Origin of the sequence: Pelosinus fermentans JBW45 (assembly GCF_000271665.2) — a bacterium.
Lineage (GTDB): Bacteria > Bacillota > Negativicutes > DSM-13327 > DSM-13327 > Pelosinus > Pelosinus baikalensis.
This window is the reverse complement of the sequence record NZ_CP010978.1, coordinates 5,018,605-5,037,500: the sequence shown is the minus strand read 5'-3', so window position 1 is coordinate 5,037,500 and position 18,896 is coordinate 5,018,605. Positions and strand designations below refer to the sequence as shown.

The following is an 18,896-nucleotide window of genomic DNA, read 5'->3' as shown; positions in this document are numbered from 1 at the left end:
ATGCCCACAGCGACAACAACGCAGATGATAGGTTATTGTAAACCGACTATTAGAGTGACGAAGTCAAGCTAATAAGGGCATACGGTGGATGCCTTGGCGCCAAGAGCCGAAGAAGGACGGGGTAAGCTCCGATAAGCTAGGGGGAATCGCAAGCAGGTATTGATCCCTAGATTTCCGAATGGGGAAACCCAACAATGGTAATGCATTGTTACCCATGCCTGAGAGCATGAGGAGGGCACCTGGGGAACTGAAACATCTAAGTACCCAGAGGAAAAGTAATCAAGTGAGATTCCCTAAGTAGCGGCGAGCGAACGGGGAAGAGCCCAAACCGAGTCAGTTTACTGATTCGGGGTTGAGGACCAGCATAATTCGAGTCAGGCTTAGTCGAACTACCTGGAAAGGTAGACCATAGGGGGTAACAGTCCCGTAGACGAAAAGCAGAGCGAGATGGCTGAGATCCAGAGTACCACGAGACACGTGAAACCTTGTGGGAAGCAGGGGGGACCACCCTCCAAGGCAAAATACTCCTTGGCGACCGATAGCGTATAGTACCGTGAGGGAAAGGTGAAAAGCACCCCGGGAGGGGAGTGAAAAAGAACCTGAAACCGTATGTCTACAAGCAGTCGAAGACCCTTATGTGGTCGACGGCGTGCCTATTGAAGAATGAACCGGCGAGTTACAGTAACTAGCGAGGTTAAGCAGAAGATGTGGAGCCGTAGCGAAAGCGAGTCTTAATAGGGCGATTAGTTAGTTGTTGTAGACCCGAAACCGCAGTGATCTATCCATGGCCAGGTTGAAGCGCAGGTAAAATTGCGTGGAGGACCGAACCCGTGAACGTTGAAAAGTTTTGGGATGAGTTGTGGATAGGGGTGAAATGCCAATCGAACGCGGAGATAGCTGGTTCTCCCCGAAATAGCTTTAGGGCTAGCCTCAAGAAATAAGTACAGACGGTAGAGCTCTGATTGGGCTAGGGGCCTTATAGGTTACCGAACTCTGTCAAACTGCGAATGGCTGTACTCGGACCTTGGGAGTCAGACTGCGAATGATAAGATCCGTAGTCAAGAGGGAAACAGCCCAGACCATCAGCTAAGGTCCCAAATGCCGTACTAAGTGGCAAAGGATGTGGAACTTCAGAAACAACCAGGATGTTGGCTTAGAAGCAGCCACCATTTAAAGAGTGCGTAATAGCTCACTGGTCGAGAGGTTTTGCGCCGAAGATGTCCGGGGCTAAAGTACGGAACCGAAGCTATGGATTTATGCCTTTGGGCATGAGTGGTAGGGGAGCGTTCTATACGCATCGAAGCAGTACCGTAAGGAGCTGTGGAGTATATAGAAGTGAGAATGCCGGTATGAGTAGCGAAAAGACAAGTGAGAATCTTGTCCACCGAAAGCCTAAGGTTTCCTGAGCAACGCTCGTCGTCTCAGGGTAAGTCGGGCCTAAGCCGAGGCGTAAATGCGTAGGCGATGGACAACTGGCAAACATTCCAGTACCACCCTCATCCGTTTGAGTGATGGAGTGACACAGAAGGGTAAGTAATCGCATGAATGGAAGAAATGCGTCTAAGCTTGTAGGGTGTTTAGTAGGCAAATCCGCTAAACGAGAAGCCTGAGGAGTGACGGGGAGTTGACCGCAAGGTTGATGAACTTACTGATCCCATGCTGTCAAGAAAAGCTTCTAGCGAGGCTGTGGGTGCCCGTACCGCAAACCGACACAGGTAGGCGGGGAGAGAATCCTAAGGTGCGCGGGAAAACCCTCGTTAAGGAACTCGGCAAAATGTCCCCGTAACTTCGGGAGAAGGGGAGCCTCTTTAGGTGATTACCCTTGCGGTATGAGCTAAAGGAGGTCGCAGAAAAGAGGCCCAAGCGACTGTTTACCACAAACACAGGTGCCTGCTAAAGCGAAAGCTGACGTATAGGTGCTGACACCTGCCCGGTGCTGGAAGGTTAAGGGGAGTGCTTAGAAGCAATTCGAAGGTGTGAACTGAAGCCCCAGTAAACGGCGGCCGTAACTATAACGGTCCTAAGGTAGCGAAATTCCTTGTCGGGTAAGTTCCGACCCGCACGAAAGGTGTAACGACTTGGGCACTGTCTCAACGAGGGACCCGGTGAAATTGAAATACCTGTGAAGATGCAGGTTACCCGCGACTGGACAGAAAGACCCCATGGAGCTTTACTGTAGCCTGACATTGAATTTTGGTAAATGATGTACAGGATAGGTGGGAGACTGCGAGACATGTACGCTAGTATGTGTGGAGTCGTTGTTGGGATACCACCCTTTATTTACTGGAATTCTAACTTTAGTAGTAACGATACTGAGGACAGTGTCAGGTGGGCAGTTTGACTGGGGCGGTCGCCTCCGAAAATGTAACGGAGGCGCTCAAAGGTTCCCTCAGCGCGGTTGGAAATCGCGCGAAGAGTGCAAAGGCAGAAGGGAGCTTGACTGCGAGACGTACAGGTCGAGCAGGGACGAAAGTCGGACTTAGTGATCCGGTGGTACCGCGTGGAAGGGCCATCGCTCAACGGATAAAAGCTACCCTGGGGATAACAGGCTAATCTCTCCCAAGAGTCCATATCGACGGGGAGGTTTGGCACCTCGATGTCGGCTCATCACATCCTGGGGCTGTAGTAGGTCCCAAGGGTTGGGCTGTTCGCCCATTAAAGTGGTACGTGAGCTGGGTTCAGAACGTCGTGAGACAGTTCGGTCCCTATCCATCGCGGGCGTAAGAGATTTGAAGGGAACTGCTCCTAGTACGAGAGGACCGGAGTGGACGAACCAATGGTGTACCAGTTATTCCGCCAGGAGTACAGCTGGGTAGCTACGTTCGGAAAGGATAAACGCTGAAAGCATCTAAGCGTGAAACCAGCCTTAAGATGAGATCTCTCATAGCATAAGCTAGTAAGTCCCCTTGTAGATGACAAGGTTGATAGGCCAGGTGTGTAAGTCCAGCAATGGATTCAGCTGACTGGTACTAATAGGACGAGGGCTTGACTTAAATTTAGTTAGCAGCAAGCTGCTAACGACTAACATGCAGTCTTTCTTCTGTGAAGTTTTGAAGGAACATATTTCATATGTACTTCTATCCAGTGGCGATAGCTAAGGGGTTCCACCTGTTCCCATACCGAACACAGTAGTTAAGCCCTTATACGTCGAAAGTACTTGGTTGGAAACGGCCTGGGAGGATAGGTAGTTGCTGGTTAATTAGAAAGCACTCATTTATGTGAGTGCTTTTTATCATATTGATCTTGAGTGAGTATTTTTTGTTTTTTCGTTCCTGAGATTGGTGAGAATGCTTCAGATGCTAGGCACGACGAGCACGCGAACTGAGCAGTACATCAGTACGTGAAGTGAGCGCGCGCAGGAGTAACGACGCAGATGGGGTATTATCGCCAGTCGAAGTACCGAACACAGTAGTTAAGCCCATACGCCGAAAGTACTTGGATGGAAACGTCCTGGGAGGATAGGTAGTTGCTGGTTAATTAAAAAGCACTCATTTATGTGAGTGCTTTTTAATTTATGAACCACAAAGCACAATGCCACTGCTGCGGCACACCTCTGTGTCCTTTTGAAGAGTATTGAAGGTTTTTCATAAGAACATAAAGAATTGTATTATAATATAGATTACGGGTTAATCATACTTGTAGATACATAGTAATAGATCATTAAGACACAGATATAGCTTAACTATTTGATCATTGAATATTAGGATAAATGTGAATGACAGGAAGGTGAATTAATGAATAAAAAATTATCATTAATTATGGTTATCGTTGTTATTGCAGCGTTATTTATTTCAGGATGCTTTAGCAAGACAAATTCCTCTAATGTTTATAAAGAAACTCAATTTCTTATGGACACAATTGTTGAAATTACTGCTTATGGTCCAGGAGCAGAAGAGGCAGTGAAGGCTGCTTTCGCTGAGTTTCAGCATTTGCATGCTTTAACGAATAATTTTGATGATAATAGTCAAGTTTCGAGAATTAATCAAATGGCAGGTAAGGAAAAAGTTGTTGTTGATCCTGAATTGGTAAAAATTATTAAGTTCTCCCAGGATGTATCGGATAAGCTTGGCGGTTCTTTTGATATCACCGTTGGTCCTCTCACGAAATTATGGGGAATTGGTCATAAGGGTGAATATGTACCAAGTCAAGCTGAAATTGATAAGGTTTTGCCATTGGTAAATTATCATTTGGTTGAGGTAGATACGACTGCTAATACGATATATTTGCCCAAGGCAGGCATGATGCTTGATTTAGGCGCCATTGCTAAGGGATATGCTACCGATCAGGCTGTTGAACTACTGAAAGCAAAAGGAATAACATCTGCTCTAGTAAATGCTGGCGGGGATGTACGGGTTATTGGTAATAAGCCTGATGGTAAACCATGGAGGATTGGTATACAGCATCCTCGCGATCCAGATGGTATTAGTGCTAAGCTGGCTTTGACGGAATGGGATACTATGGAGACATCAGGAGATTATCAGCGGTTTATGATGAAGGACGGCATACGATATTCACATATTCTAGATCCGCGAACAGGATGGCAGCCAAGGGAAGTGTCAAGCGTAACGATGGTTAATTCTAGTTCTACCTATGGAGATGTTTTGAGTAAACCTATTTTTGTTCTAGGAGTAGAAAAAGGGTTAGAACTGCTAAAACAATTTCCCGGCAATGAAGCCGTGATCGTTACTTTGGATGGTAAGATTATTATTACTCCCGGTCTTGAGGGAAAGATAGAGCTATCTTCTGATGCAGATAAGAAATAACGAATGATTGCTTTTTTTGTCGGTATAAAGAGATAGGTTGTTGAGCAAAGTGAAAAAAATGCTGATTGGATGGGAGAGGACTAGTAATGGATGATTTATGTAGAGAATTGTCTGAAGCGTTAGCTGCTAATGTAGAAGGTAAAGCTGGTTATAATGATTTCTTTTCTGCAGCGGTGCTGGTGCCTCTTATCGTCCAGGATGGTGAATTAGCTATATTGTTTGAGGTACGTTCTACACAATTATCTTGGCAGCCTGGAGAGATTTGCTTTCCAGGAGGGCGTATTGAAAAGGAAGATGGATCAGCTTTAGCTGCTGCTGTACGGGAAACGCAAGAAGAACTTTCCTTAGCAGCAGCGGAAATAAAAATTCTAGGAGCATTAGGCGAAATCATAAGCCCTATAGGAGTAAAGTTGCATCCTTATGTAGGTTATCTTTCGCCTCTTCAACCGATTGAACCTAGCCAGGAGGAAGTTGCAGAAGTATTTACCATACCTTTACGTTTTTTGCGTGCCCATAAACCGATTGTCGCCCACATGGAAATGGGAACAAGACCTTTAGCGGATTTCCCTTTTTCTCTGGTTACAGGATACTCCGAAGAATGGCGGGCACGTAAAACGTACCAGGTTTCATTTTATAAGTATGGAAAGCATGTTGTTTGGGGCTTGACTGCACAAGTTTTGCAGGAATTTCTAGAGATTTATAAGACTATCGATGATAAATAATAAAAATCCCTCTGTAAAGAGGGATTATTTTTAAATTAAGTAAATATTAGCTTATTCTGCCTACAACAAGTTGTACTCCTATGTTCTAATAATTGGTAGCAATACGCCAATTCTGACCATGGATAATTAGATTATAGATTTCAGTCAGGGTTTGGAAAATAGTTGATCGCTTCACTGTAAGTTTTTTGGTAAGCAGTGAAATTTTAAACCAATGACCTTCCCGGGAAAGCTGATAAATCGTGTTATTAATCTCTAAACGAATGATTTTGCTAGGGGATTTACTAAGAGCATCTTCCAACGTTTTTACAGCATGACCGTCAAGTGGAGGCATGGCTTGAATAAGATCTTTTTTCAATTATCAACACACTCCCTTTACTACTTGAATAAAATGTAGTTGCAAGCATTATATCATTTTAGTATAGAAAATGTATAATGGATTTTCGCCTAGAAAACAGGGTTCTTTGGCTTTATAGTGCAATGATCTCGTTGTGTCTACCTTATTTGCAAAATTCTGAGTTTTTATTAGGACAACCATCAAGTAAAGAAATTATATAGTGTATAAAATTGACAGAATTTGTTTGGGATATATTGTGCAGAAAAGACTGAATATAAAGCAATTAGGGTATCTTTTTATAAGCGCAGCTGATATACTGTAATAGTTTTAAAGGGTGTATATCTGGAAGAGACCTTTAGACAATTTTACTTTAGAGGAGGATGAATTCGTGGAGAAAAACAAAAAAGGGATAGGACTTACAACTCAAATTTTTATTGCTCTTATACTAGGTGTTGTTTTCGGTTATATTTTCCCTACCTATGGACAAGCATTAAAGCCCGTTGGTGACACTTTTATTCGTATGATTAAAATGATTGTAGTACCTTTGATTTTCAGTTCATTAATTATGGGTATTGCAGGAACTGGAGACTTCAAAAAGCTGGGTCGTTTGGGTGCAAAAGCAATTATCTGGTTTGAAGTTGCTACGACGCTAGCACTATTTGTCGGTCTGGCTGTGGCGAATATTTTCCAGCCAGGTGCAGGCGTTGCGATCGCAACAGGTGCAGACGTGACTTCTGCCGCGGCAGCAGCAACGAAGACCATTGATATGACTCAAATGCTGGTTAATATTGTACCTACCAATGTGGTAGATGCTATGGGTCGCGGTGATATGCTGCAAATTATCTTGTTCTCTACTTTCTTCGGCGTAGCAGCTGCTGGCATGGGAGAAAAGGGTAAACCAGTGGTTACATTAGCTATCAGCGTCGCTGAAATTATGTTCAAGTTTACTTGGTATGTAATGAAATTAGCTCCTATCGGTGTTTTTGCTTTGATTGCTTTTACTGTAGGAAAATTTGGTCTGGGAATGTTGATTCCATTGGCTAAGCTAATTGGGTCGTTGTATTTTGCTTTAGTGTTATTCATTACGCTATTGTTAGCTTGTGCTTCTGTAATTATTCGAATGAATTTCTTTCAATTATTACGAGCCATTAAAGAACCGATTCTTATTGCGTTTTCCACTGCATCCAGTGAGGCAGCCCTTCCAATTGCAATGGAAAAATTAGAAAAATTTGGTGTTCCAAAGCATATTGTTACCTTTGTATTGCCAACAGGCTATACATTTAATCTGGATGGTTCCACATTATATAGTGCATTAGCAGTTATCTTTATTGCACAAGTGTACCATATTGATTTCCCTCTTTCTACGCAAATGTTAATGTTAGTTACATTAATGATGTCAACCAAAGGAATTGCAGCAGTTCCAGGTGCATCTCTCATTGTTATTGCAGGTACTGCGGCGGCTTTTGGCTTACCGGTAGAAGGCATTGGTATTATTCTGGGCGTTGACCGTATCTTGGATATGGCTCGTACAGCCTGTAATTTGATTGGTAACTGTGTAGCTGCTGTAGTAGTAGCACGCTGGGAAAATGAATTACCAGATGAAGTACTGCAAGTCGCTTATACTAAAAATTATGATGATTAATTCATTCTAAAAAGCAGAAATGAGATGGTGCCCACTTGGCACTGTCTCTTTTTGTTTTTTATGATTATGAGCTGGTGTTAATATTTTTTGAATAAGAAAATTGCTCTTGCCAATACTATGAGTAAGGCAGGAAAAATGCAGAATGGAATTTATAAAATCTGCTTTTTAGACTGTACTTAGTATAGCATTAGGAAAGGGTGACAATATTGCGTTATTCAAAGATTTTAACTAGTATTGTACTGCTATGTTTTGTGATAATGGTAGTCGGACTTGCAGGTGGGTGTAGTAATAGTCCAGCACCTAAACCACTGCCAGGTATGCCGGATTCTACAGACAATCCTGGGGTTAATGGAGCAGGGAAGCTCATGATGCCACCGAGAATGATCATTGGCTATTATGAAAATCCTTGGCCAGGAACACCGGATAAAACAGGTTCTTTCCCAAGTATGAAAAGCTTTGCTAAAAGTATGACAGGTGTTGGTCCATTTTGGTATAAGGCAACAAAGGATGGCACTGTTGAAGCAAAAGACAGCCAACTGGTATATGATAGTGCTAGAGATCTTAAACTTAAAATGTATCCTTTGATTACCAATAAAACTGGTTCTACAGAGGAATTACTAGGTAATCCAGAAGTTCGCAGTAAGGCCATCGATAATATTGTAAAACTAGTCCAAGAAAAGCAGTATGATGGTATTAATATTGACTTTGAATTATTGCCGCCAGCACAGCGGGATAATTTAACTAGTTTTATGGCGGAGCTATATCCAAAAATGCAGGGCATAAATAAAGCAGTAATCATATCTGTATTTCCGCAAGTTGATGTAGCGGAGGATGTATCAGGAGCTTATAATTATCCCGAACTGGCTAAGAATGCTGATTTTCTGCAGATTATGACCTATGACAATCATTGGTCTACCTCCAAGCCAGGCCCTATTGCGCCAATTGATTGGTATGAAAAGAATATTAAATATGCTATTGATAATTGTGGTGGACCACACAAAGTAATCATTGGTGTTGGTTTATATGGTTATGACTGGGTTGGTAAAGAAGGGGAAACCATAACCTATGTAGATGCGATTGTACGGGCCGAACAACATGACGCTAAAATTATGTATGATGAGACAGTGCAGGCACCTCACTTTTCTTACAAAGATCATGAAGTTTGGTTTGAAAATGATAAAAGCATAGCCGCTAAGTTAGATGTTATAGCAAAATACAATCCTGCTGGCATTGCACTATGGCGTCTAGGCCAAGAGCAGCCAGAGGTTTGGCCATTGATTGATAGTAAATTTCCTAAGAAATAAAAAAAATATCTGTCGAGCATGATTCGACAGATATTTTTTTTTGCGTATTAAACCAAGTGGTTGCAAGGATATCGTAAAAAGAATACTATAGTAAATAAGAATCTTATTTGGTTATTTTTAATTAGACAATAAGGTTATTTATCAAGTGGATTATGGAGAGAATATAATGAGTATAAAAGTCAAAATGGAGTTGGTTGCCAACTCAGGTATATTTATTACAGCTGGTGATAGTACCATACTGCTTGATGGTATATTTGGGGAAAATCCATTTTTTAGCCAACCTGTGAGTGAGATGCAAAAAGCTGTTTTTGGTATGGCAAGTAAATTTAAAGATATTAATTATTTGATATTTACCCATAGACATATGGATCATTTTTCTTCCATGTATTTGGATGAGTATATTTCCAATAATGAAGTAAAAAAGGTATATATACCAAGGCTGAAGCAAGAAACAAATTCCTTAGAAGATAAGAACTCGTTATTAAGCCTAACTTCAATAGTGAAAGTTGAAGAATATTATATTCCTTTTGGAAAATATCATAAAGAAGAACTCACCCAAAACTGTACTCTTACTTACTTCAGAAGCGTACACATGGGTGGTGGAGAATATCAGGACACTAGACATTATACAATCATGCTTACAATTGAAGAAAAAAACTATATATTTGCAGCTGATGCCGATTATATGGTGAAGAACTTTGAAGCTATTAAAGATATTCCTAATTTAGCAGCTGTTTTTATTAATCCACTATTCTTTACCAATACAAAAGGGCAGAATATATTAGATAATTTGAAACCAGAAAGAGTTGTGATTTATCACATTCCTTTTGAGGATGAAGATAAAATGGGTCTTAGAAAACTGGTTAAAAGGGACATTTTGAAATATAAAGATAAGCCATATAAAATTATAGCATTAACCGAAAAAGATCAGGAAATCTAACAAATGATTTCGGATGAATCTTTTTCCAGTGAACTTTGGATTACTGGTTGTATTTACTCGAGAAAATCCCGCTGAATGGGCTCCCAAACCACATTTGAACTGATGAGATTGCCTAAGCTTCCTTCTTTATATTGGGATTTCTATGTTATATGCATGAGGTGTGAAACATAAAAATCTTGACCTTTTATGTTACATTTTGTTATACTTAAAAGCAAGCCTCCCATGCGGAGGCTTGTTTATTGATTTTTTATCTGCAGTTTTTGAATTTAATACTTGGTATATGAGAATATTTCCAGGTAATAGAAGGGAGTTGCGCACTATGGCAGGACTGGAAAAAAGATTGGCTGAACAAAGGCGTGGTAAGGGAAGATCCGTTATTGCTGTCCTAGGTATTTTATTAGCAGTATTAGCAGTAGCTGGCGCGTCCTATGTTTGGTTTAGCGGAGGAATTGAACAAAGTAAAGAAAAGGGGAGCATTGTAACTCCTCAAAATAAAATTAACATTATGGTTATGGGCGTTGACGAACGTAGTGATGATACTGGGCGTTCTGATACGTTATTTGTTGTTACCATTGACACAAATACGAAAGATGTTGCAATGCTCTCTATTCCCCGAGATACGAGGGTAAAAATTCCAGGACATGGTTGGGATAAAATTAACCATGCTTATGCCTATGGCGGCCATAAATTAACGCAGCAGGCTGTCGAAGGTTTGTTAGGAATAAAAATGGATCATTATATTACAATTAATATTGCAGGGTTTAAAAAGATTATTGATGCCGTTGGCGGTGTAACCATTGATGTGGAAAAAAGGATGTACTATTCCGATCCTTATGATGATAATGGGGAGGATCATGGTCCCTTCGTAATTGATTTACGACCAGGTGTCCAACGTATGGATGGTCGTATGGCGATTCAATATGTACGTTATCGTGATGAAGAGGGCGATATTGGCCGAGTTGAGCGTCAGCAAAAGTTCTTAAAAGCATTAATGAAGGAAGTCGCTAGCCCATCCGTTATTACTAAGATACCTGCTATTGTTCGAGAAGTAAATAGTGTAGTAAATAGTGATATGTCTACCACGGAAATGCTTAATCTTGCTAAAACCTTGAATGATGCATCGAAAAATGGGCTGAGAACAGACATGGTACCAGGAAAACCAGCATTTATTAATGAGATAAGTTATTGGCTGCCTGATGTAATGGCTCTTCGCAAGCACGTAGCTCAAACCCTTGGTGTGGCTATGGAAGAGAAATATGTTGCTACGACCCAAAAAGATGCAAGTGAATATGAGACTTCCATTCCAAAAGAAATGAAAGTAGTTGAAACGCCGAAGGTAGCTAAAAATGCAGTTCCAGAGAAAAAAACTCCGGATAAATCGAAAAAAGATGATAAAAATGACAAAACTGATGCTTCAGCAGATGCAGGCAAGTCCGTTAGTAAGAAAGCCAATTCTGATAAAGTAAGCGTGGAAGTGGTGAATGCCAGTGGCATGGCGGACGCAGGCGATAAAATTGCCGCGATCCTTCGTAACCGCGGATTTGAAGTTGAGGGTGTGACGAATACTGCAAATGCATATAAAAATACAGTGGTTATTTCTAACACTACAGATAGTAGAGTTGTTAACAAATTAAGCTCGCTGCCTTTTAAATACTCATTGCAAATTACAAAAGACGAAGGTAAGGCAATTGATGCAGTGGTTGTGGTTGGTAAAGATTATACAGGTAAGTGATGATTCATAAAGTAGCCCATTAGGGCTATTTTTTTTGTTTTGCGGGATACTATGTTATACGAAAATCAATTGTTAAAAGGAGTTAACCTATGTGGATTACAGAAAAGTCTCGCAGAATGAATATTATGGTATGGATCATTGTGGCAGTGGTTGGTCTTTTAATATTGCGTTTGGCCTGGATGCAGTTAGTACGTGGTCCACAATATAAGAAAGTAGCAGAAGAAAATCGCATAAACCAAATTACTGAGCAAGCTCCACGAGGGAATATGTATGATCGTAATGGGGCTTTACTTGTTACCAATCGTCCTAGTTTTGCTGTTGCTATTATTCCAGCAGAATATAGCTATGATTCTGCAAAGACAGCTGCATTAGCCAATATGATTGGTATTTTACCTGAGACTATTGAAAAAATGCTAAAGGAGGGGGAAGAGTCACCTTATATTCCGATCATCGTGAAGCGAGATATTGATCCTGTATTGCAAGCCAAGATTTTGGAGAGAAAGGATACTTTAGCTGGGGTTGTCATTAGCGCCGGTCCTGTGAGGCAGTACATATACAAAGATTTAGCAGCTCATGTGCTGGGATTTCTGGGCAGCATAAATGAGGAAGAATATGCTAAGCGTAAGGCACAAGGATATAAACCTACGGATTTTATAGGAAAGGATGGTTTGGAGCTGGAATGGGAGGATGTATTACGCGGAATCGATGGTGGATTACAAGTAGAAGTCAATGCCTTTGGAGAAGAAGTGCAAAGGATTGGTGAGAAGAAGGCTATATCAGGGAAGGGATTAATTTTGACACTTGATGGAAATTTACAGAAAGCTGCACAAGAAGCTCTAATGCAGCAGATTGAAATAAGCCGTAATACGGGGCAGCCAGCTAAAGGAGGGAGCGCTATTGTTCTAGATGTTCATACAGGAGGTGTTTTGGCAATGGTTAGCTCTCCGGCCTTTGATCCTAATCTATTTGCCAGTGGTATTAGCAGTAAAAACTGGGGCGACTTGATCAATCATCCGGATCATCCTCTTACGAATAAAGGAATACAGAGTACCTATCCACCAGGTTCTGTTTTTAAGATTATTACAACAGCTGCAGCCTTGGATATGGGGTATGTTACGAAAGAGGAAGTGTTTGAGGATAAAGGATTCTATATCTTAGGGGGATGGAAATTTTATGGCTGGAAGACGGAAGGGTTAGGAAAGCTTACGATTGTAGATGCTATAGCATGGTCAAGTGATCCTGTCTTTTATGAATTAGGCCGCCGTATGGGCATTGATAATTTAGCCAGTTATGCATTAACCTTTGGTTTAGGAAAGAAAAGTGGTATTTTGCTGCAAGGGGAAGAAGAAGGATTAGTGCCCACAGAAGGATGGAAACAAAAGAACTATGAGCAGCCATGGTATCCTGGAGAGACGATCATTGCTGCGATTGGGCAGGGTTATTATCTAACAACGCCCCTGCAGCAGGCACTATTACTAATGGCAGTTGCCAATGATGGAGTAATCTATCGACCGATGTTAGTGGATAAAATCGTAGATGACAATGGAGCAGTGGTTAAAAGCTATCAGTCGGAAGTGGCTCATACTATTTATTTGAAGACGGAAACATGGGATGTAATTAAGAGTGGCTTAGTCGCTGTTACAACGAAGGGGACAGGAGTAGGAGTCTTTCAGGGCGTTACTCCAACGGTGGCTGGAAAAAGTGGCTCAGCGGAAACAGGTACTGGTACGGTTCATTCTTGGTTTGCATGCTATGCACCGGCCCAAAATCCTGAAATTGCAATTGCTGTACTAGTAGAGGAGGGTGGTGAAGGCTCTACTGCTGCAGCACCTGTTGTGCGAAAGATAGTAGAGGCATATTTTGGTACGAAAGAAAAACTGGATTCAGGTGGCGCTTAAGAGGAGAGTGTTCTTTGTGCCTCTGCGGTTCGGTTATTTTCTATTGATTTTAAAAGACAGCATAGAGTTAAAAATTAAAAGTGAATCTTTGTACATTCTAATAGAGGAATATTACATTTTTAGTGCGAAATATGCTAAAATATGAAGGATGTGAAAAATGTGCCCTGTTACCCAATAAACTTACAAATTGACGGTCGGTCTTGCATGGTTGTTGGCGGTGGGAGTGTGGCCCAGCGTAAGGTTGGAGCGCTTTTGGCTGCTGGCGGAATGGTTACGGTAGTAAGTCCTGCCCTTACGAAGCAGTTGGCTTCCTTAGTAGAGGACAAGAGTATTATTCATATTGCTCGGTCTTACCAGCAGGGTGATGTTAATGGTTTTTTTATTGTAATTTGCGCTACCGATAGTAACGCAGTAAATAAATGGGTTGCTGAGGAAGGTATGGGTGCAGGTGCTCTTGTAAATGTGACGGATGCACCTGAGCTTGGCAATTTTAGTGTGCCATCCCAAATTTCTCATGGAGATTTGCTGCTTACGATCTCTACTGGTGGTAAAAGCCCAGCGTTGGCAAAAAAATTACGTGAGGAATTAGAAGAGCGTTATGGACCGGAATATGGAATCTATCTTGAGTTGGTGGCTAAAGCACGAGAGCAGATAAAAGAGCGGCTTTCGACAGCAAAAGAAAGAGAATCCTTTTGGCGAAGGACCTTGGACCAAGAAGTAATTATCTTGCTTAAGGAAGGTAAGATAAAAGAGGCGGAGGCTAAGATTAAAAATGCAATTGGTTGTACTAGGACTCAATCATAAGACAGCATCGGTAGATGTGCGGGAATGTTTTACTTTTTCTGAGGATAAGATTAAAACGGCATTGAATCATCTTCATGAATATGAAGAAATTAGCGAATGTGTATTACTGTCTACCTGTAATCGCACAGAGATGTATGCTGTAGTAGATGATGCGGAAGATGGATTTCCGGTAATGCAGCAATTTTTGCAACGAATATCCGAAAGCACTCTTGATATGGAAGACTTCTTTTTTTATGTGGAAGAAGATTGTATTGAACATTTATTCCGGGTATCGGCAAGTCTTGATTCTCTTATTATAGGGGAAGGCCAAATTTTAAGTCAGGTAAAAAAGGCTTATTCAGTAGCTAGGGACGTTGGCACTACAAGTACAGTACTCAATACGTTATTTAACAGAGCCATTGCTGTGGGGAAGAAGGTTCGCACTGAAACCCGAATCGCCCATAGTGCAGTGTCTGTCAGCTATGCTGCTGTAGAGTTAGCTAAGAACGTATTTGGTAATTTATCTGCTTCCAATGTGCTATTGCTGGGGGCGGGACAAATGGGTGAACTTACAGCAAAGCATTTAGTAGGAAATGGTGTTAAAACGGTAATTGTTTCCAATCGTAAATACGAAAGAGCGGTAGAGTTGGCTGAACAATTTCGCGGAGTAGCCGTACCCTTTGAAAGTTTTATGAAAAGTGCTGTGGATGCTGATATTATTATTACTTCTACTGGTGCTCCTCATTACGTGATACGTGCCTGGGATGTGGCTCATTTAATGCCCAAGCGTCAAGGACGTCCTATTATTATTATTGACATTGCTGTGCCCCGGGATGTGGAGCCTGAGGTATCTGCTATTGCGGGAGTACGTTTATATAACATTGATGATTTGGAAGCGGTTGTGGAATCCAATGTTCGTTTAAGGGAACAGGAAGCTGAATTGGCTGAAGAAATTATTAAAAAAGAGTTAGAGGAATTGATGATTAAATTCCGTTATTTATCACTTCGTCCTGTTATGGCACGTTTGACTGATAAGGCAGAAAAAATTCGTCAGCGGGAGTTGAAGAGAGCGCTGACAAAATTGCCTGATATTACAGCAGATGAACGTAAGGCCGTGGAAAACATGTCGAAGATGATTATACGTAAAATGTTAAGAGATCCTATGGTTTGCATTAATGAGGGAGCCTGTACACATAAAGAACAGTTCTATTTAGATGCAATACTGGATTTGTTTAAACTTGATACAATAGGAGAGGGCAGACATCGTGAAAAGAAAAAAAATTACTATCGGTACGCGGGGCAGTAAGCTGGCTCTATGGCAGGCAAATCATATTGCTGACTGTATAAGAGCTCAGTATCCTGATGTGGATGTAGAGCTGCTTCATATTGTAACTACTGGTGATAAAATTTTAGATGTACCTTTGGCTAGAATTGGCGGTAAGGGTTTATTCACCAAAGAATTAGAAACGGCAATGCTAAATGGGCAAATCGATTTGGCCGTGCACAGCTTAAAGGATATGCCAACCGAGCTGCCAGAGGGATTGCTGCTGGCTGCTATTACTGAGCGTGTGGATCCTGGGGATGCTTTTATCAGCCCTAACTATGGCACCGTTGACAATTTACCAAAAGGGGCCAGGGTCGGGACTTCAAGTTTAAGGCGAAAGGCACAGCTGCTTAAATATCGGTCAGATCTTAAGATTGGTGATCTGCGGGGAAACCTGGATACCAGGCTAAAAAAATTAGAGAATGGCGAGTTCGATGGGATTATCTTAGCCGTTGCTGGTTTAAAGCGTTTGGGCTGGCAAGAGAAAATTACTCAGGTATTGCCCCAGGATATTTGTTTGCCAGCAGTGGGACAAGGGGCTTTGGCTATTGAGGCGCGCAGTAATGATGCAGAAGTTTTACAGATGCTTGCTTTTTTAAATCATCAGGAGACTCGCTGGTCTGTAGAAGCAGAACGGGCGTATTTGGCTGAAGTAGAAGGCGGTTGCCAGATTCCCATTGGTGTGTTCGGGAGAATAGAACAAGAGATATTAACGTTAGAAGCGGCTATCTTGTCAGTGGATGGAGCGCGTCAGATTCGACAAACCATTAGTGGGAGTCCTCAGGATGGCAAGAAGCTTGGTCGCGATTTAGCACAACGGATGCTCGACGAGGGTGGACGAGAGATTCTGCAAGAACTAGAAGTAAATCATTAATGGTTCAAAAAGAACGCAATATGTTCTTTGCTATCATCTAGAATATAAATTACGTTCTAACAGGAGGAGAAAATAATGAGGCAAGGAATTGTTTATTTAGTAGGAGCAGGTCCGGGGGACTATAAGCTCATTAGTGTGAAAGCCCTCGAATATATACAGCAAGCAGATACGATTGTATATGATCGATTAGCAGATGATCGATTGTTGTCGACAGCTAGAGAAGATGCAGAGCTTATTTATGTAGGCAAGGCTTCTAGTGATCATACGATGCGTCAGGAAGATATTAACCAGCTGCTAGTGGATAAAGCAAAAGAGGGTAAAAATGTAGTGCGACTGAAAGGCGGAGATCCTTTCGTCTTTGGGCGGGGCGGTGAAGAAGCACTAACCTTAGTAGAAAATCATATTTCTTTTGAAATTGTACCTGGGATAACCTCAGCCATTTCAGTACCTGCTTATGCTGGCATTCCTGTCACCCATCGAGGGATTGCGACTTCATTTGCGGTAATCACTGGACATGAAGATCCTACTAAGCCGGAATCAACGATTAAGTGGTCACATATATCTACAGGGGTAGATACCTTAGTATTTTTAATGGGAGTAGAAAATCTGCCTCATATTACATCCAAACTGATTGAGCATGGCCGCTCGGCAAATACACCTGCTGCAGTGATTCGCTGGGGAACGAAACCTGAGCAGCGGGTTTTAGTCACGACGGTAGGGAACGCTGCTGAGGATGTGGCAAAAGCAGGAATCAAGCCGCCAGCTATTTTTATTGTCGGCGAAGTTGTAAAATTGCGTGAACAGTTGGGCTGGTTTGATCAGCGTTTGCTGTTTGGGAAAACTGCATTGGTCACTCGTGCAAGAGAACAGGCCAGTGTCTTAACAGGTCAATTAGAAGCTTTGGGAGCACAATGTATAGAAGCACCAGCCATAAAACTGGTTCCGCCAGAGAGCTATGCTGAACTGGATGAATCAATTAAAAAATTAACGACGTATGATTGGCTGATTTTTACCAGCGTTAATGGTGTTGAATATTTCTTTAAGCGTTTACATAGCATGAGGAAAGATAGTCGGGCTTTAGGCAGCATTCAGGTTGCTGCCATTGGTGCACAAACAGCAGCAAGGCTAAAAGATTATGGAATTTTAGCAGACATTGTTCCTTTGGAATTTAGAGCTGAAGGTATTGTTGCTGCAATGACTGGCAGGATTCAGCCAGGTATGTCAGTGCTTATTCCGAGAGCGTTGGTAGCAAGAGATCTTTTACCGGAAAAATTAGGACAAATGGGAGCAAAGGTAAATGTCGTTCCAGTCTATCGCACTCTTACTGGGGATACGGATGGTAAGATTCTATCAGAAAAGCTAAAAGCAGGAGATATCGATCTTGTAACATTCACCAGCTCCTCTACAGTAACCAATTTACTGAATTTATTAGGAGACCAGGGAGCCGAACTCTTAAAAAATGCCAAGATTGCGTGCATTGGTCCGATCACTGCCGGCACGTGCTTGGAACATGGCATTACTCCGGATGTGATTGGTGAGGAGTACACGATTCACGGTATGGTAGAAGTCATTAAAACGCTATATGAGGAGGCTCAAAAATGAGTTCTTTGCTTCGTCCGCGACGTCTTAGAGCTTCTGCCGGAATACGACAGTTAGTTCGGGAAACAACTCTTGAGGTTGGTAATCTAGTATATCCTTTGTTTGTGGTGCCAGGAAATCAAATACGCAGGGAAATTTCTTCTATGCCAGGTGTTTTTCATTTGTCTCCCGATATGGCAGTCAAGGAAGCTGCTGAGGCATTTTCCTTAGGTATACCGGCAGTTATCATTTTCGGTCTTCCTGAATATAAAGATGCAGAAGGATCAAGTGCCTGGGATATGAATAGTCCTGTGCAAAAAGCAATGAGTCTGATTAAGGCGGCGTTACCTGAAATCGTAGTGATTGGTGATGTATGTCTGTGTGAGTATACCAGCCATGGTCATTGCGGATTGCTGAAAGGTCGAGAGGTTGATAATGACAGTACCTTGGAATTACTGGCAAAAACCGCTGTGAGTCAGGCTCAGGCAGGCGCTGATATCATAGCGCCTTCGGATATGATGGATGGACGTATATTAGCTATTCGCAATGCGTTAAATGAAAGTGGCTATAGCAATGTATCAATTATGTCTTATGCCGTAAAATATGCATCTGCTTATTATGGACCATTCCGTGACGCTGCTGATTCAGCACCGCAATTTGGTGATCGCAAAAGCTACCAAATGGACCCGGCTAATAGTCGGGAAGCCATGCGCGAGGTCGAGTTAGATATTGCAGAAGGTGCAGATATTATTATGGTGAAACCAGCCTTGGTTTATTTGGACATTGTTCGTCAAGTTAGGGATCGTTTTGATTATCCTTTGGCAGTTTATAACGTAAGTGGTGAATATTCCATGGTTAAAGCTGCAGCAGCCCAAGGATGGATTGATGAAAAGCGTATAGTGATGGAAACACTGGTTAGCATGAAACGGGCCGGGGCGGATATTATTATTACCTATCATGCGATGGATGTTGCCCGCTGGTTAAAAGAGGAATAAGAATAGA

General features: G+C 41.9%; 13 protein-coding genes and 2 rRNA genes. 14 read left to right on the top strand and 1 reads right to left on the bottom strand.

Features of this window, described 5'->3' with window-relative positions:
- The first annotated feature begins 61 nt into the window (after positions 1-61).
- From JBW_RS22250 to JBW_RS22230, 4 genes are all read left to right on the top strand, one after another.
- Positions 62-2,993, top strand: a 23S ribosomal RNA gene (locus JBW_RS22250).
- Between the two features lie 87 nt (positions 2,994-3,080).
- Positions 3,081-3,197: ribosomal RNA gene (rrf, locus tag JBW_RS22245) — 5S ribosomal RNA — on the top strand.
- A 537-nt stretch (positions 3,198-3,734) separates the two neighbouring features.
- The gene (locus JBW_RS22235; protein WP_007953922.1) at positions 3,735-4,763 is read left to right on the top strand and encodes an FAD:protein FMN transferase; all 1,029 of its coding nucleotides are present in this window, start codon (positions 3,735-3,737) and stop codon (positions 4,761-4,763) included.
- A gap of 86 nt (positions 4,764-4,849) precedes the next feature.
- Positions 4,850-5,485 carry an NUDIX hydrolase gene (locus JBW_RS22230; protein WP_007953924.1) on the top strand — a complete coding sequence of 212 codons (636 nt, stop codon included), beginning with the start codon at positions 4,850-4,852 and terminating at the stop codon, positions 5,483-5,485.
- 85 nt (positions 5,486-5,570) lie between these two features.
- On the opposite strand, the gene JBW_RS22225 is transcribed toward JBW_RS22230, so the two are convergent.
- Positions 5,571-5,840 carry a hypothetical protein gene (locus JBW_RS22225; RefSeq protein ID WP_007953925.1) on the bottom strand — a complete coding sequence of 90 codons (270 nt, stop codon included), beginning with the start codon at positions 5,838-5,840 and terminating at the stop codon, positions 5,571-5,573.
- 367 nt (positions 5,841-6,207) lie between these two features.
- On the opposite strand from JBW_RS22225, the gene JBW_RS22220 reads away from it, so the two are divergent.
- The 10 genes from JBW_RS22220 to hemB all read left to right on the top strand — a co-directional run bounded on the left by JBW_RS22220 (position 6,208) and on the right by hemB (position 18,889).
- Positions 6,208-7,461, top strand: coding sequence for a dicarboxylate/amino acid:cation symporter (locus JBW_RS22220; protein ID WP_007953926.1), 1,254 nt, complete (start codon positions 6,208-6,210; stop codon positions 7,459-7,461).
- Between the two features lie 197 nt (positions 7,462-7,658).
- A complete protein-coding gene (locus tag JBW_RS22215; RefSeq protein WP_007953927.1) occupies positions 7,659-8,765 on the top strand; it encodes a glycosyl hydrolase family 18 protein in 1,107 nt (368 codons plus the stop codon).
- A 166-nt stretch (positions 8,766-8,931) separates the two neighbouring features.
- Positions 8,932-9,705 (top strand): MBL fold metallo-hydrolase, encoded by a 774-nt coding sequence (locus JBW_RS22210; protein WP_007953928.1) that lies wholly within the window; start codon positions 8,932-8,934, stop codon positions 9,703-9,705.
- A 319-nt stretch (positions 9,706-10,024) separates the two neighbouring features.
- Positions 10,025-11,437, top strand: coding sequence for an LCP family protein (locus tag JBW_RS22205; protein WP_007953929.1), 1,413 nt, complete (start codon positions 10,025-10,027; stop codon positions 11,435-11,437).
- Positions 11,438-11,526: 89 nt separating this feature from the next.
- Complete coding sequence (gene mrdA / locus JBW_RS22200; RefSeq protein WP_007953930.1) at positions 11,527-13,335, top strand: penicillin-binding protein 2; 1,809 nt, start codon at positions 11,527-11,529, stop codon at positions 13,333-13,335.
- 141 nt (positions 13,336-13,476) lie between these two features.
- Positions 13,477-14,139, top strand: a complete 663-nt coding sequence (locus JBW_RS22195; RefSeq protein ID WP_007953932.1) for a precorrin-2 dehydrogenase/sirohydrochlorin ferrochelatase family protein — start codon at positions 13,477-13,479, stop codon at positions 14,137-14,139.
- On the top strand, positions 14,108-15,424 hold the full coding sequence (hemA, locus tag JBW_RS22190; RefSeq protein WP_007953933.1) for a glutamyl-tRNA reductase: 1,317 nt from the start codon (positions 14,108-14,110) through the stop codon (positions 15,422-15,424). Before JBW_RS22195 ends, hemA begins: the two co-directional genes overlap by 32 nt.
- A complete protein-coding gene (hemC, locus tag JBW_RS22185; protein WP_007953934.1) occupies positions 15,384-16,316 on the top strand; it encodes a hydroxymethylbilane synthase in 933 nt (310 codons plus the stop codon). Before hemA ends, hemC begins: the two co-directional genes overlap by 41 nt.
- A gap of 75 nt (positions 16,317-16,391) precedes the next feature.
- A complete protein-coding gene (gene cobA, locus JBW_RS22180) occupies positions 16,392-17,918 on the top strand; it encodes a uroporphyrinogen-III C-methyltransferase (RefSeq protein ID WP_007953936.1) in 1,527 nt (508 codons plus the stop codon).
- On the top strand, positions 17,915-18,889 hold the full coding sequence (gene hemB, locus JBW_RS22175; RefSeq protein WP_007953937.1) for a porphobilinogen synthase: 975 nt from the start codon (positions 17,915-17,917) through the stop codon (positions 18,887-18,889). Before cobA ends, hemB begins: the two co-directional genes overlap by 4 nt.
- Positions 18,890-18,896 lie beyond the last annotated feature (7 nt).

Coding starts and splice junctions, on each gene's coding strand:
- JBW_RS22235 (WP_007953922.1), top strand. CDS start 3,735: ATGAATAAAAAATTATCATTAATTATGGTTATCGTTGTTATTGCAGCG.
- JBW_RS22230 (WP_007953924.1), top strand. CDS start 4,850: ATGGATGATTTATGTAGAGAATTGTCTGAAGCGTTAGCTGCTAATGTA.
- JBW_RS22210 (WP_007953928.1), top strand. CDS start 8,932: ATGAGTATAAAAGTCAAAATGGAGTTGGTTGCCAACTCAGGTATATTT.
- JBW_RS22205 (WP_007953929.1), top strand. CDS start 10,025: ATGGCAGGACTGGAAAAAAGATTGGCTGAACAAAGGCGTGGTAAGGGA.
- mrdA (WP_007953930.1), top strand. CDS start 11,527: ATGTGGATTACAGAAAAGTCTCGCAGAATGAATATTATGGTATGGATC.
- JBW_RS22195 (WP_007953932.1), top strand. CDS start 13,477: ATGAAGGATGTGAAAAATGTGCCCTGTTACCCAATAAACTTACAAATT.
- hemA (WP_007953933.1), top strand. CDS start 14,108: ATGCAATTGGTTGTACTAGGACTCAATCATAAGACAGCATCGGTAGAT.
- cobA (WP_007953936.1), top strand. CDS start 16,392: ATGAGGCAAGGAATTGTTTATTTAGTAGGAGCAGGTCCGGGGGACTAT.
- hemB (WP_007953937.1), top strand. CDS start 17,915: ATGAGTTCTTTGCTTCGTCCGCGACGTCTTAGAGCTTCTGCCGGAATA.